At 72.5% G+C, this 13,943-nt stretch carries 14 protein-coding genes; 7 read left to right on the top strand and 7 right to left on the bottom strand.

Features of this window, described 5'->3' with window-relative positions; all coding sequences use genetic code 11:
* Positions 1-40: 40 nt before the first annotated feature.
* Positions 41-2,587 (top strand): hypothetical protein, encoded by a 2,547-nt coding sequence (locus tag ACFFRH_RS14625; protein ID WP_344748545.1) that lies wholly within the window; start codon positions 41-43, stop codon positions 2,585-2,587.
* Here ACFFRH_RS14625 and mptB read toward each other — a convergent pair.
* The 3 genes from mptB to ACFFRH_RS14640 all read right to left on the bottom strand — a co-directional run bounded on the left by mptB (position 2,469) and on the right by ACFFRH_RS14640 (position 5,362).
* Positions 2,469-4,028 (bottom strand): polyprenol phosphomannose-dependent alpha 1,6 mannosyltransferase MptB, encoded by a 1,560-nt coding sequence (gene mptB, locus ACFFRH_RS14630; RefSeq protein WP_344748546.1) that lies wholly within the window; start codon positions 4,026-4,028, stop codon positions 2,469-2,471. The two genes, ACFFRH_RS14625 and mptB, sit on opposite strands and share 119 nt — an antisense overlap.
* A 251-nt stretch (positions 4,029-4,279) precedes the next feature.
* On the bottom strand, positions 4,280-4,960 hold the full coding sequence (locus ACFFRH_RS14635) for a glycosyltransferase family 2 protein (protein ID WP_344748547.1): 681 nt from the start codon (positions 4,958-4,960) through the stop codon (positions 4,280-4,282).
* Between the two features lie 48 nt (positions 4,961-5,008).
* On the bottom strand, positions 5,009-5,362 hold the full coding sequence (locus ACFFRH_RS14640; RefSeq protein WP_344748548.1) for an STAS domain-containing protein: 354 nt from the start codon (positions 5,360-5,362) through the stop codon (positions 5,009-5,011).
* 229 nt (positions 5,363-5,591) lie between these two features.
* On the opposite strand from ACFFRH_RS14640, the gene ACFFRH_RS14645 reads away from it, so the two are divergent.
* Complete coding sequence (locus ACFFRH_RS14645; RefSeq protein WP_344748549.1) at positions 5,592-6,149, top strand: hypothetical protein; 558 nt, start codon at positions 5,592-5,594, stop codon at positions 6,147-6,149.
* Between the two features lie 302 nt (positions 6,150-6,451).
* Here the strand turns inward: ACFFRH_RS14645 and ACFFRH_RS14650 are convergent, their stop codons facing one another.
* Positions 6,452-7,579 carry a sensor histidine kinase gene (locus ACFFRH_RS14650; protein ID WP_344748550.1) on the bottom strand — a complete coding sequence of 376 codons (1,128 nt, stop codon included), beginning with the start codon at positions 7,577-7,579 and terminating at the stop codon, positions 6,452-6,454.
* Positions 7,576-8,271: a response regulator transcription factor gene (locus ACFFRH_RS14655; RefSeq protein ID WP_344748551.1), complete on the bottom strand. Its 696-nt coding sequence runs from the start codon at positions 8,269-8,271 to the stop codon at positions 7,576-7,578. The genes ACFFRH_RS14650 and ACFFRH_RS14655 overlap by 4 nt, the downstream gene beginning before the upstream one ends.
* A 128-nt stretch (positions 8,272-8,399) precedes the next feature.
* Here ACFFRH_RS14655 and ACFFRH_RS14660 point away from each other — a divergent pair, with 128 nt between their 5' ends.
* From ACFFRH_RS14660 to ACFFRH_RS14675, 4 genes are all read left to right on the top strand, one after another.
* On the top strand, positions 8,400-8,567 hold the full coding sequence (locus ACFFRH_RS14660; RefSeq protein WP_344748112.1) for a hypothetical protein: 168 nt from the start codon (positions 8,400-8,402) through the stop codon (positions 8,565-8,567).
* Positions 8,564-8,830 carry a DUF6412 domain-containing protein gene (locus ACFFRH_RS14665; RefSeq protein ID WP_344748552.1) on the top strand — a complete coding sequence of 89 codons (267 nt, stop codon included), beginning with the start codon at positions 8,564-8,566 and terminating at the stop codon, positions 8,828-8,830. Before ACFFRH_RS14660 ends, ACFFRH_RS14665 begins: the two co-directional genes overlap by 4 nt.
* 286 nt (positions 8,831-9,116) lie before the next feature.
* Positions 9,117-9,812 (top strand): YidC/Oxa1 family membrane protein insertase, encoded by a 696-nt coding sequence (locus ACFFRH_RS14670; RefSeq protein ID WP_344748553.1) that lies wholly within the window; start codon positions 9,117-9,119, stop codon positions 9,810-9,812.
* Positions 9,813-10,233: 421 nt separating this feature from the next.
* Positions 10,234-10,446 (top strand): hypothetical protein, encoded by a 213-nt coding sequence (locus ACFFRH_RS14675; protein WP_344748554.1) that lies wholly within the window; start codon positions 10,234-10,236, stop codon positions 10,444-10,446.
* A gap of 262 nt (positions 10,447-10,708) precedes the next feature.
* On the opposite strand, the gene ACFFRH_RS14680 is transcribed toward ACFFRH_RS14675, so the two are convergent.
* Entirely contained in the window at positions 10,709-11,158 is a 450-nt protein-coding gene (locus tag ACFFRH_RS14680; protein ID WP_344748555.1) for an ATP-binding protein, read from the bottom strand.
* 157 nt (positions 11,159-11,315) lie between these two features.
* A complete protein-coding gene (locus ACFFRH_RS14685; protein WP_386156931.1) occupies positions 11,316-13,187 on the bottom strand; it encodes a sensor histidine kinase in 1,872 nt (623 codons plus the stop codon).
* Between the two features lie 125 nt (positions 13,188-13,312).
* Between ACFFRH_RS14685 and ACFFRH_RS14690 the strand changes: the two genes are divergently transcribed.
* The gene (locus tag ACFFRH_RS14690; RefSeq protein WP_344748557.1) at positions 13,313-13,897 is read left to right on the top strand and encodes a methylated-DNA--[protein]-cysteine S-methyltransferase; all 585 of its coding nucleotides are present in this window, start codon (positions 13,313-13,315) and stop codon (positions 13,895-13,897) included.
* Positions 13,898-13,943: the final 46 nt, after the last annotated feature.

Below are 13,943 nucleotides of genomic sequence, written 5' to 3' on the forward strand. Positions count from 1 at the left end.
GGGGAAACGGCCGCCCGACGGATACGGACAGGGGAACCGGATGGCTTCGACACACCGCGGTCACGGGCCCGCGCGCCCGGCCACCGGGGGGACCGCGACGCGACCGGCGCCCCGCCGGGCCGCCAGGACCGCTCCTGCCGCCGCGTCCTCGCCCCCGACCCCGCTGCCGACCGTGCCGCGGACCTCGCCGCCGGCCGTGCCGCCCATCCTGCTGCTGGCCGTGCTGCTGGCCGGGTTCTGCGTGCTCCTCGGCGTCCCGGGCGCCTCAAGGGCTTTCGCCGCCTCAGGTGCCCCGGGCGCCTCCGGCGCTGTTGTGACGAACGCCTCCGGTGCCGGTACGGCGGGCCTCTCGGCGCGGACTCTTCCCGCGAGGGTCGTGATCATCGGGATACCGGGCCTGGAGTGGAGTGACCTGGACCGGGAGCGGACCCCGAACCTGTGGAAACTGGCGGGCGAGGGCGGGTCCGCGTCCATGTCCACCCGGGCTGTCCCGCCGCCCGAGCGGGGGATCACCTGCCCGGTGGCGGGCTGGCTCACGGTCTCGGCGGGCCAGCGCGCGGGCGCGGCCGGTACGGGCTGCGAGTCCCCGCGCGCACCGGAGACGGGCCCCGGTGGCGAGGCGAGCGTGCCCGGCTGGGCCGAGCTGTCCGCCTTCAACGCCACCACCTCCTACCGGCCGGTTCTCGGGCAGCTGGGCGAGCTCGCGACCGGCGCGGGCCTGAAGGTGGCCGCCGTCGGGCCGGGAGCCGCCCTCGCCGCCGCCAACAAGTCAGGAAAAATCGGGAAATACGCGGCGAGCGTCGAGCAGCTGGGGGACCTGTCCCCGTACGGACTGATCGTGGTCGAGGCCGGTGACCTCACCCGGGCCTGGACCGGCGGCGGCCCCGCCCCGGCCGGCACCTCGGACGGCGCCCCGAACGACGCTCCGGCCGCTACTCCGGGTCGAGCCCCGGACGACGCTCCGGGCGACGCCGCGAACGGCGTTCCGGACGGGATGGGCGACGCCGCGAACGGCGTTCCGGACGGGATGACCGTCCAGGCCAGGCGGGAGGCCGTGACCGGCGCCGACCGCGTGGTGGGCGCGGTCCTCGACCGCCTGCCCACGTCGGGCGGGACGGGGACCACGGTCCTGGTCGGGGGCCTGGCCGACACCTCGGTGGTGCCCCACCTGCACGTGGCGATCGCCCGTGGCCCGTCCCCCGACGGGGGGACGTACGCGCGCGGCTACCTCACCGCCACCTCCACCCGCCAGGACGGCCTGGTCACGAACACCGACCTGACCGCCACCGCGATCGGCCTGCTGGACCTGAAGATCCCCCACGGGGTCGTGGGACGCGCCTGGCTGGGCGACGTGCCGAGCGGGGAGCCGGTCGCGGCGACGGTCGGGAAGCTGGCCGACGACGATCTGGCGAGCCAGGTGCTGCGCGAGGTGAGGGGACCGTTCTTCGCGGTGTTCGTGGCGGTCCAGATCCTGTTCTACCTGCTGGCCGCCGTCGCGATCCGCCGGGGCTGGGGCGGCTCCCGCGCCCTGACGGCCGTCCGGGTCGTCGCCGTGGTCAGCGGGGCGATCGCGGTCTCCACCTTCCTGGCGCAGCTGGTCCCCTGGTGGAGCCTGCCCGCGCCGATGGTCTGGGTGATCGTCACCATCCTCGGCTTCGCCTGCGCGATCGCCGGGGTGGCGCTCGCCGGGCCGTGGCGGGCGCACCCGCTCGGCCCGCTCACGGTGGTCGCCGCCGTCACCTCGGTGGCGCTGCTGGCGGACGTGATGACCGGCTCGGCGCTGCAGGTGAACGCGGTCACCGGCTACGAGCCGGTCACCGGCGGGCGCTTCTACGGTTTCAGCAACATCGCCTTCGCCGTCTACTCCGCGGGCACGATCCTCGCCCTCGCCGGGATCGCCCAGTGGCTGATCTCGCGCGGACGACGGACGCTCGCGCTCGCGGTGTGCGCGGCGTACGGGGGGCTGGCGGTGTTCGCCGACGGCTGGCCCGCGTGGGGCGCCGACTTCGGCGGGGTCCCGGCGTTCCTGGTCGGGGTCGCGGTCTTCCTGATCCTGCTGTCCGGCGGGCGGGTCTCGCCGGTCAAGCTGGTCCTGGTCGGCCTCGCGGGTGGCCTGCTGATCGGCGCCATAGCGGTGGCCGACTGGCTGCGGCCCGCCGAACAGCGCACCCACCTGGGCGCCTTCGTGCAGCAGGTGCTGGACGGGGAGGCCTGGACCGTGGTCGGCCGCAAGTTCGCCGCGATGATCGGGGTCACGGTCGGCAACTGGTCGCTGTCGCTGCTCTCGCTGGTCGCACTGGCGTTCCTGTTCCTGGTGCTCGACCGCCCGTCGCGGTGGGGCGCGTCGGCCCTGGGCCGGGCCTACGCGCTCGCGCCCGCGCTGCGCGCCGGGCTGCTCGGGGCGCTGGCCTGCGCGCTGATCGGGTTCCTGATGAACGACTCGGGCATCGCGATCCCGGCCATGGCGCTCACGGTCGCGGTGCCGCTGACGCTGGCCGCCTGCGTGCGCGCCGTCCGGCTCTCGCCGCCCACCACGCCAGGGCGACCGTCAATGCCAGCAGCGTCCACGGCACCACCGTCTCCCTGAGCAGGGTCTTCGTCCAGAGCAGGTCGTCGGGCCGCGGCACCTCCCTGGCCGGGAGGTAGCCCAGCGACAGCACGACGACCCTGGCCACCATGAACGCCTCCAGCGCGGGCCAGGACGCCAGGGCCAGCAGCGCGAAGGCCAGCCCGTCGTACCAGGGCAGCGCGTACGGCGCGGCGAACAACCAGGCGACCACCATCACGGCGGCGACGGCGGGCGCGGTGTCGGCGGGCAGCGCTCCCGGCGTCCCCGGCGCTCCCGGTGCTCCTGGCGTCCCCGGCCCCCCCGGTGCCACCGACGTCCTCGGTGCCATCGGCGCCCCCAGCGCCCCCAGCGCCCGCAGCAGCAGCCAGGCCAGGCAGGCCATCAGGAGCAGGGACCCGATCTGGATCCAGGCCGAGTAGGCGCCCGGGCCGAAGACCGACTGGAGCCCCACCTTGACGAGCTGCCAGGGCGTGGCGAGGGAGACCTTCTTGCTGGCGGCGCTCACCTGGTCGAGCACGTGCGGCCCGGCGACGGCGTAGATCGCCACCACCGTGGCCGTCGCGGTCCCCGCCACCACGGCGAGCCTGCCGGGCGAGCGGCGCAACTCCCACGCCGGTCCGAGGGCGACGAGCCCGGCGTTGAGTTTCACCCCGATGCCCACCCCGAGCAGCAGGCCCGAGGCGGCCCCGCGAACCGTGAGCGCGGCGACCATGCACGCGACGGCGAGGGTGTCGACGTGCATCCCGGCGGCCAGGTGGTAGATCATCAGCGGGTTGACCGTCCACAGCAGCGCCGCCCGCCGCTGAAGGTCCGCGTTCCCCCTGGCGAAACGGTGCAGCAGCAGCGCCGTACCGATGAACGCCGCCGCGTTGACGACGGCCATCGCGAAGACCGTCAACCTGACCGAGTCACCGCCCACGAAACTCGCCAGTGCCTGTACGGCGGTGGCGACCGGGCCGTAGACGCTGGTCACACCGGCCCACTCCTCCACCGCGCCGGTGACCGGGTCACCGGGCAGGGCGGCGGGGGTGATCGCGTACGGGTCCTGGCCGAGCGTGACCAGACGGCCGTACGCGGCGTAGTTGAGGTGGTCGGCCGAGCCGGAGGGCGGCAGGAAGGCGAGCAGGCCCGCCACGGCGCAACCGACGGCGAGCAGCCAGCGCGGATCGGGCCGCCACCGGGACCTGAGCGCGGCGGCGAGGCCGAGCCCGCCCAGCACGATCGCGACGGCGCCCATGGCGATGACCAGATGGGTGCCGGGGTGGGCGTCCAGCGAGTACGGGGGGTGCCAGGAGGATCCGGGCAACCTCGGGACCATGGCCGAGGGGCCCAGCAGCCCGATCAGGACCGTGGTCGCCACCGAGAGCCCCACGGCTCCGAACGCGGCGACGTCGAGCCCCCGCGGCGAGTCGCCGGCGGGACTCCGCCTCTCGTCGACGACCGACGCATCCCGAGTCACCCGCAAATTCCAGCACACCCGGCACGGTGCCCGGTGCGGCACCGGTGAACCGGCGGTGCCGCGAGAGCCCGACCGGCGGCCTCCGGAGCGGTCCGGGGAGTTCGAGGAGTCCGGGGCAGCCGTCCAAACCAGTCCGGAGCACAAGTCCGAACCGATCGAACCAATCCGGGGCAGCCGTCCAAACCGATCCGGAGCGCAGGTCCGAACCAGTCCAGGACAGCGATCGAGTCAGCCCGGGGCGGCCGTCCGGGTCAGCGGCGTGCCAGCAGGGCGCGGGCGACGTCGCGGAACTGCCTGGCCCGATGGATCTGGGCCTTCCAGTCGGTGCCGGTGGCCCGGTGCGCCATCTCGACCGGGACCTCGCGCACGCGAAAGCCCTTCCTGAGCAGGTCGATCGTGAGACCGGTCTCCACGCCGAAGCCGCGTGCCAGTGGCCGGGCGGCTTCGAAGGCCGCGCGGGTCAGGCAGCGCTGCCCGTTGAGCGGCTGGGCGGGTGTCCAGCCGGTGGCGCGCTCGACGCCCTCGCGTGCGAGCCTCACGACGAACCCGTGGCCGCCCAGCTTCACGCGGGTGACGAAGACGGCGATCGTCATGTCGGTCTCGCCCGCCGCGACCGGCTCGATCAGCGGCGCGGCCGTACGGGCGGTCTCGCCCAGGTCGGCGTCGAGGAACAGCAGGTGCCGGGGCTCCTCGCCGTCGAGCAGGCGTACGGCGTGGGCGCCGCTCTCCATCGCGGCGGCCTTTCCCCGGTTGTGGCTGTGCCGCACGACGCGGGCCCCGGCGGCCTTGGCCACCCGCCCCGTCTGGTCGACGGAGCCGTCGTCGACGACCACGACGAGGTCGACACCGGGCAGCGCCAGGACCGCGGCCACGGTGGCCCCGATCCTGTCGCCCTCATCCTTGGCGGGAATGATCGCCGCCGTGCCGGTCATCGAACACCTCCAGTGTGGGGACCCCGGGCATCAGCCGTGAGGAGAACGTCATCCTTGGGAGTCGGAGGTCAGCAGTTGCTCCGGCAGAGTCTCGTGCACGACGAAGACGGAGTCGAGGCCGGTGACCTGAAGGATCTTGCGTACGGCCGGCCGGGGCGCCGCCACCTCCAGCGTGCCACCCCGCTCGCGCAGTCGCTTGAGCGCGGAGAGCAGCACGTTCATGCCGGTGGAGTCACAGAACTCCACGGCGGACATGTCGAGGACGACAAGCATGGTCTGGCTCTGCCCAAGCAGCCGGGTGAACTCGGCCTGCAGGCGAGGCGCGGTGTATAGGTCGATTTCGCCAACGATGGTCACGACGGTGTGCCCGGCATGAGATCGAGTTGAGACTTTTAGCTCCACAGCGGGCACACTAGCGGCGCGAGAGCCGCAGGTCACGTTCTCTTGAACAACCCGAGTCGTCCGCCCTTTGTCCCCCGTTTCCGCCTCACGGAAACCCTGAGTGCGCGAAGCTTGACACTAAGCAACACCGGCTTGGCCGGAAAGGGGAGGAGACCCGGCGCCTCCCGATCGTCGCTGCGCTACGTCAGTGGCGGCCGTTGAGTTACAAGAAACGGGCTCGAACGCATCCATGAACACCGACCTACCTGAGGATCTCCAGCGACAGCGGCTCCGGGAGCACCTGGAGTCCATGATCACTCGTACCGACAAGGCCACCTCGTGGCGCGACGCGGCGAGTTCCCTGCGAAGCCTGGTGAACCACGAGGGATACGTCCCGATCAGAACCCGCCTGTCGACCGAGGACCTCGACTTCCTCGAAGGAGCGCGCGAGGAGCTCCTCGACTTCGCCACGCTCGGCGTCAGGCTGCTCGACCTGCACCAGCCGCGCGACGCGGGCGGCATCACCAGCGACGCCGCGCATCCGATCCTGCGCTGCCGCAGCTGCATGTGGCGCTGGCCGTGCCCGACGTTCCGGGCGATGGTGGAGTCTCTCGGCACCACCAGGAGGCTGACCTCCTGCCAGCACGTCGAGCCCGACACCGAGGGCGGTGAGTGCGCGCAGATGACCCTCATGGTCTCCGTGCGGCCCGAGGGTCCGCAGGGCACCCCGCCCCACGTCACGCCCGCGCCGACCGCCAACGGCACCGCCGCCAACAACACCGGTTCCAACGGCAACGGCACGAGCTGACCGCCCACCGGCCACCCGGCCACCCGCCCGACGCTCCCCCCGCCCAGCGGGCACCCACTTCGCGTTCCCCGAGATCACCGGGCACCTTCCTCGCGTCTCCCAGGCTCACCGGGAACCCGCCTCCCCGCGCTCCCCGCACTCGCCGGGCATCCGCCTCGCGTTTCCCGCGCTCCCCGGCGCCCGTTCGGCTCACGCCACGCCGCGCCAGACCAAGCAAGGCCAGGCCAGGCCAGGCCAAGCCAGACCGAGCCGCGCCATGGGCGGGCCGAACCCAGGGAGGGGCGGCCCCAGAGACGGGCCGCTCAGGCGGAGAGCGGCAGGCGGATCTCGAAGCGGCAGCCGGGGCCGGAGTTGACGACGCCGATCGCCCCCTCGTGGGCCTCGACGATGCCGCGCGCGATCGCCAGGCCGAGGCCCGCCCCGGCCCCGTAGGCGCTGGGGGTGCGGGCCGTCTCGCCGCGGAAGGCGACGTCGAAGACGCGGGGCAGGTCGTCGGCCGGGATGCCACCGCAGCCGTCGGCGACTGACAGGCAGGCGGTGCCGTCCTCGACCGAGGCGCGGACCACGACCACGCCGTCGCCCGGGGTGTGCCTGATCGCGTTGACGACCAGGTTGCGCAGCGCCCGGGAGAGGTGGGCCGCGTCGGCCTGGACTGGGACCACCGGATCGACCTCGCCGGCCAGCCGCACCCCCTTGCCCCTGGCCAGCTCCTCCGCCCCGGCCAGCGCGTCGGCGACCAGGTCGCCGAGACCGATGGGGCCGCGCGACAGGCGCAGCGTGCCCGCGTGGATCCTGGACAGCTCGAACAGGTCGTCGACCATGCCCGACAGCCGGTCCACCTCCAGGCGGATCTGCCGGTGGTAGCGGCCGACGGTCTCCGGATCGGCGACCACCCCGTCCTCCAGGGCCTCGGCCATGGCCCGCATGCCCGCCAGCGGGGTGCGCAGGTCGTGGCTGACCCAGGCGACGAGCTCGCGTCGGGCGCTCTCCAGGGCCCGCTCGCGCTCGTGGCCGAGGCGCAGCCGCCGATAGGCCTGGTCCAGGCTCCCGGCGATCGTGCCGAGCTCCGCGGGCAGCCCCCCGGGGGGTGTGAACTCCCCCGAGGCCGGTACGGCGTGCACGGCGTCGACGAGCCTGCGGCTGGCCGTCACCACCCGGCGCGAGAGCACCGTCGCGACGCCCAGCCCGACCAGGCCGCCCACGGCGACCACGCTGAGCACGATGTCCCTCGACGTCCCCTCGATGATCATTTTCAGGGTGAGGGCCACCATGCCGCCGACCGTCGCCATGACGGTCACCACGACGACCACCGCGAGCATCACGCCGATCGACCGCTCGCGCAGCAGCCGCATCGCGCCCAGCCCGGCCAGCGCGACCAGCAGGCCGAGCCCGGCGGTGACCGCGACGATCAGCAGGATCTCGGGGATCACGGCTCCGCCAGCGGCTCGTAGCGATAGCCGACGCCCCAGACGGTGACGATGCGCCGGGGGTCGGTCGGGTCGGGCTCGATCTTCTCGCGGAGGCGGCGGACGTGGACGGTCACCGTGGACGAGTCGCCGAAGGACCAGCCCCAGACCTGGTCGAGCAGGGCGGAGCGGCTGAAGGCCTGGCGGGGGTTGCGCATCAGGTGGGCGAGGAGGTCGAACTCGCGGGCGGTCAGCATGATCTCGTCACCGCGGAGCCGCACCTCGTGGGCACCGACGTCGACCGCCAGCTCGCCGTCCCTGAGCACGCCGGTCCCGGTCGGCAGGGAGGCCCCGCGCGCCCGCCGGAGCACGGACTGCACGCGCAGCGCCAGCTCCCGGGGGCTGAAGGGTTTCGTGACGTAGTCGTCGGCGCCGGTCTCCAGGCCGACGACCCTGTCCATCTCGTCGCCGAGCGCGGTCAGCATGATCACCGGAACCGGCCAGCGCTCCCTGAGCTTCCTGCAGACCTGCAGCCCGTCCATCTTGGGGAGCATCAGGTCGAGCACCATCAGGTCGGGCGGGTTGGCCAGCGCGCGTCTGAGCGCCTCGGCGCCGTCCCCGACGCACTCGACCACGTGACCGTCGCGTTCCAGGTAGCGGGCCACGACCTCGGCCACCATCGAATCGTCGTCGACCACCAGAATCCGCGCGCTCATGGCCCCCACGGTAGGCCCGCGAAGGGACGATCCCTAAGTCGTGTCACCGGTCCGTAAGCACTCGATCGTTATGACCATCGTTACGGGCGGGCGCCCGCCGACGCTCCGCCCGGCGTACGGTGGATCACATGAGTCGTATCGTGCTGGGGGTTCTGGGCGTCCTGCTCGCGCTCTACGTGGTGTTCGGGTTCGTGCTGCCCGCGCTCTTCGGGCTGCTGAAGTTCGCGCTCGTCCTGGCTGTGGTGGCCTTCGTGGTCGTCGCGCTGGTCACCGCGGTGGCCAAGTCCAAGAAGTGAACCTGCTGCTCACCGTCCAGACCCTGGCGGTCTGGATGTTCGACGGCGGCGGTGTCCTGACGGCCGCCGCCGTGGTCGGGCTGGGCGTGCTCCTGCTCGCCTGGGCGCTGCGCCCGGCGCCCGTCACCTCGGGTACGGAGTCACGGTCGCCGATGTCCCGGCGCGACCGGGCCAGGCGGACGATGTTCGTCCGGCAGCGCGACCCCGACGCGGCCGGGAGATCCCGGCCCAGAGCACCCTCCGCGGGCCCGGCGCCCGCGTAACCCCGCGACCTCCTTCGCGACCTCTCGCGATCCCCGCGTGCCCCGCGCACGTGACCGGCCGGTCCGCGCTCACCCTTCGAGCCCCTCCGGGCCCCTCCGAGCGCGCGGGCCACCGCGTGCCCCGCGCACCTGTGACCGGCATGCCCCCGTACGCACGTGATCACCGTGCCCCGGAGGCGTCCGGCCGCCGTGCGCCGCACGTACACGCCCGGGAGTCCGGGAGAGACCCCGTGGGTCCGCGGGCGCCTTCTGTGCCGTTTCCACTCCGCTCAGAAGGGCCCCTTCCATGTTCGACCCCGTCATCGCGTTCGTCGCCGGCCTCATCACCGCGCTCGCCGAACCGCTCGGCTCCACCGCTCCGGCGATCGTCGTGTTCACCCTCCTCGTCCGGCTGCTGCTGCTCCCGCTCAGTGTCATGCAGGCCAGGGGCGAGCGGGCCAGGACCCGCCTCGCCCCGGAGCTCCAGAGGCTCAGGAAGCGTCACGGCCACAACCCCGAGCGGCTCCAGCGGGAACTGGCCGCCCTCTACGCCAAGGAGGGGACCTCACCGCTGGCCGGGTGCCTGCCCTCCGTGGCGCAGATGCCGTTCCTCATGGTGACGTACCAGGTGTTCGTCTCCTCGACGATCGCCGGGCAGGCCAACGCGCTCCTGACCCACGGGCTCCTCGGGGTGCCGCTCGGCCAGCAGTTCGCGAGCACGGTGGCCGGATTCGGGCTGATCAGCGGCCCGACCCTGGTCTTCGCCGGACTCTTCCTGCTGCTCGTCGCCGTGGCGTGGATCACCTCCCGCCGGATGCGGCGCACGATGAGCGATGACCTCCAGCCCGCGGCGCTGCGCCGGATGCTGCCCCTGCTGCCGTACGGGACCGTCCTGGTCGCCGCGGTGCTGCCGCTCGCGGCGGGGATCTACCTCCTCGTCTCGACGGCCTGGACGGCAGGGGAGAAGGCCGTACTGCACCGCCCGGCGCTCGCCGGGGGGTGAGGGCGGAGCGGTTCCCGCACCGACGGGGAGACGGTTCCCGCGCCGACGAAGAGACGGCGGAGAGACAGGGGGAGACGGAGGGGAGGGAGAGGGGAGACGGCGGAGGATCGGCGGGGAGCCGGCGAGGGGACGTGGGCGTCATGGGGGTTCGGCTGTCCGGACCGTGGCCCACCGGCCCGGTACCGGTCGGGGAGCCCCGGTCCTGTCCCAGCCGGGGCCCCGGTGACCCGTGAACGTTTCACGCCCGCCGCGCGCCTCGCCCCCGGTGTCGCCAGGTCAGGCCCGTTCCGCGGATCGGGGCCGGTGGACGTGACCTGTCGCCTGGCGATCACCGATGTGATACTTCCGGTGCCGGCCCGGCCCAACGGAGCGATCACACGTTTTCACGGAAACGCATCTCGCCCATGCCGCAGGAGGAACGATGCGCAAGACCCTGACCCTGCTCGTCTCGGCCGTACTCGCCACCGGCCTGGCCCTCGCCGTCGGCGCGGCGCCCGCGCAGGCCGAGACCCTCAGAAACGTCTACTACTACGACTGGGACTGCCACCGGGTCGGAAACCTCGGCATCCAGAGCGGCTGGTGGACCTCGTACCGATGCGTCCCCCAGTACGACAAGTGGTTCCTCTACGCGTGACGCGCTCCTCCGCGCACCACCACCCTCCGCGCACGGCCACGCGCGACGCGACCGCTTCGCCGCTTCGTCTTCGTCGCTTCGTCGCTTGACCGCGTGATCACGTGACCGCTCTCGGACGCCCCCGCCCGGCGGGGTCCGGCCCGAGCGGTCACTCGGGGTGACCGGGACCCGGGCACGGAGGAAAGATCGCGTCCCGCTTCACGCCACACAGGTTTCGTCCCGCTTCATGACATATGAAGCGGGACGAAACCCCTAAAGAGGGCTATCCGCATTCCCTGAGTGCGGGTTCGGGGGTGGAGACGTGGCCGTTACCTACCGTGTCGACCGCCGTGACCACCGCCCACACCGTGGTGATGTCCCCCTCGTGCCTGACACCCCATGTGGACGCCAGATACTCGACGATTCCAAGGCCCCGCCCTCCCAGGGAGGAGAGCGTCGGGCGTCCCGCCCTCGGTTCGGTGGCGGCGCCACCGTCACTCACAGCGACCTCGACATGCTCCTCGGTCCAGCGCCACGACACTCTGATCTGTCCTGACGGCAACGGGTGGGCGTGACGCAGCGCGTTGCTCAGCAGCTCGCTGACCACGAGTACCGCGTCATCGATGGCGGTCTCGTACACACCCCGTTCCTGCAGGTCAGAGCAGAGGCGCTGGCGTGCGACAGCGACGCTGGACGGTGCATACGGCAACAGAACGACGCTCGACGCACTCACCTCCCCGTATGCCTGTTCCCCCCTGAGGAACTCACCCCAGTACGACCGAAATGCCCCGTTAGATAGTCATGGAAACCGAGCACCAATTACAGCTTGTGCACATTCGACAATAGATCAGCACATCCGTGACCGGCTCGTTACTGGTTCGGCGTGTCGATCAGGTAAGGGCGCCCGGCGTGTCGGCAATACGGAGAGCCAGCCTCATCCGGGTGCCGCCCGAGGGACGCGGATGCGCCGAGACCTCCCCTCCCTGGGCCCGCGCGAGGCTCCGCACGATGTAGAGGCCGAGGCCGACCCCGCCGAACCTGCGGCGATCACCGCTGTCGGCCTGGACGAAGCGCTCGAAGACGCGCTCCCTGCTGGCGTGGGCGATACCGACGCCCTCGTCGTCCACCACCAGCACCACCCGGTCGCCGTCCACCCAGGCCTCGACCCTGATCAGGCCACCGTCCGGTGAGTACTTGAAGGCGTTCTCCAGCAGCTGGGCCAGCAGGATGTCGGTGGCCAGCGCGTCTCCGGAGACCGGGGGCAGGTCGTCGGGGACGTCGACCTCGACCCGGTGCAGGTCGGACAGGATCGGCAGGCCCAGCGTGGCTCCCCGGACCAGCTCGGCCAGGTCGAAGCTCTCGATCCTGAGCGTGAGCTCACCGGCCCCCGCGCGCGAACCCAGCAGCAGGTGGTCCATGAGCTGGCCCAGGGAGCGTGCCCGCTCGGCGATGGTGTGCACGGCGGCCCGGCGCTCGGCGTCGGTCATGCTGTCCCAGCGGCTGTCGAGCGTGCTGGCGAAGCCCCGGACCACGGTGATCGGCGTGCGGAGCTCGTGGCTGGTGGTGGCGAGGAAGAGGTCCTTGGCCTCCTCCAGCTCCTTCGCGCGGGTGACGTCGCGGAAGTCGACCACGGTCTCGCCCGTCTCCACGATCTCCGCGCAGAGCACGTCCAGCCAGGTGCCCGAGGGCAGCTGGATGCCGCGCTTGTCCCCCGGCCCCGGCAGCTGGAACGGCGGCGGCCCGCCGATCACCTCGGCCGCGTGGAAGCCGGTCAGCTCGCTGGCGGCCGGGTTCCACTGGACGACCCGGCCCGCGCCGTCGAGGACCGCGATGCCGTCGGCGCTGGCGTCGAACACCGCGCGCTCGTGGGCGCGCTGCCGTACGGCCTCCTGGTAGGCCATCGCGTTGCCCACGGCGATGCCCGCGTGACCGGCGAGGAGCTCCAGCAGCTCCAGCTCCAGGTGGCCCGCCTTGCGCTTGGCGAACAGCGCGTACAGCGCGCCGTACGACCGCCCGCCCGTGGCCGCGAGGCCGAGCGCGATGGTGTGCAGGCCGGGCAGCCGCGACCAGATCAACTGGTCGAGCCGGTCCTGGTCGCCGGTCTCCAGCAGGACGGTCCTGCCCTCGCGCAGCAGCTTGCCGACCAGGCTGGTGCGGAGGTCGGCGGTCGAGTCGCGCATCGAGCCGGGAAGGTTGTGGCAGGCCACGAGGCGGAGCCGGTCACCCTCGATCATCACGAACCCGCCCGCGTCGGCCCCGGTCAGGTCGGCGAGGCTGGCCGCGATCCGGTCGAGCACGGCGGGCAGCTCCAGCTCGGCGTTGATGTCGGCGACCACGTCGGTGAGCCTGCGGACGAGCTGTGCCCGGCGGGCGTTGCGGTCGTTGGCGGTCTCGTCGTCCTGGGCCAGGTGGTAGACGCTGACGTAGCCGAGGAGGTCGCCGTCCGGCGCGGACAGCGCGGCGGTGTCGACCCGCACGTCGAGCAGGCTGCCGTCGCGGCGGAACCGCTTGGTCCTCAGCGAGACCTGGCCGCCCGTGCGGACCTTCTCCAGGACCGCGTTGTGCTCGGCCGTCAGCTCCTCGGGGACCACCGGCACCCGGCGTCCGACCATCTCCTTCGCCGACCAGCCGAAGAGACGCTCGGCCGCGGGATTCCAGGCGAGAACCGTCTGCTCGCGATCGATGGCGACGATCGCGTTGGGTGCCGCGGCGACGACCTCGCGGCCGATGCCCCCGTCACTGTCGGCCGTGTAGTCCACCACACACCCATAGTGCCGTCTCGACCGGTCTGATCTTGGCACTTTCGTCCCGCACGTGTTGCCACTGGCCGGGCGATCCGTCCGATACTCTGCGGTCACCACACACCTGGATACGAAAGGGTGGGGCCATGTCATCCGGCGACATCGATGCATTGCTACGGGTGACCTCGCCCGACTACGTCGGCACGAGCCATCCCGACATCGCGTTCGGCACGCTCGACGGCCCGCTGGGGCGCCTCACCCTCGCCGTGACGAGCAGGGGTGTGGTGGCCTGCAGCTACGAGGACGAGAACGTCGTCTTCGAGCGGATCAGCAGGGAGGTCGGCACGTTCATCGGGCCGGACGCCCGGCGGCTCGACCCGGTCCGCCGGGAACTGGACGCCTACTTCTCCGCCAGGCTCCGCGCCTTCACGATCCCGGTCGACCTGCGCCTGGCCACCCAGTTCTCCAGGACCGTGCTGCAGATGATGCTCGCGGTGCCGTACGGGACGGTGACCACCTACCTGGAGATCGCCGAGCGGATCGGCAGGCCGCGCGCGCTGCGCGCGGTCGGCAACGCGCTGGGCAGCAACCCGGTGTGCGTCATCGTGCCCTGCCACCGGGTGGTCGAGAGCGAGGCCGTCCTCGGCGGGTACGCCGGAGGCTCGGCCGCCAAGGAGCGCCTGCTGCGCATCGAGTCCACCGCCGTCCTCCGCGGGCCCGGCGGCGCGTAGACCGCTCCCGCCCGGCCCGCCGCCCCTTCTCGTACGGGGAAACGGC

Origin of the sequence: Streptosporangium vulgare, from assembly GCF_042428775.1 — a bacterium.
Taxonomy (GTDB): Bacteria; Actinomycetota; Actinomycetes; order Streptosporangiales; family Streptosporangiaceae; genus Streptosporangium; species Streptosporangium vulgare.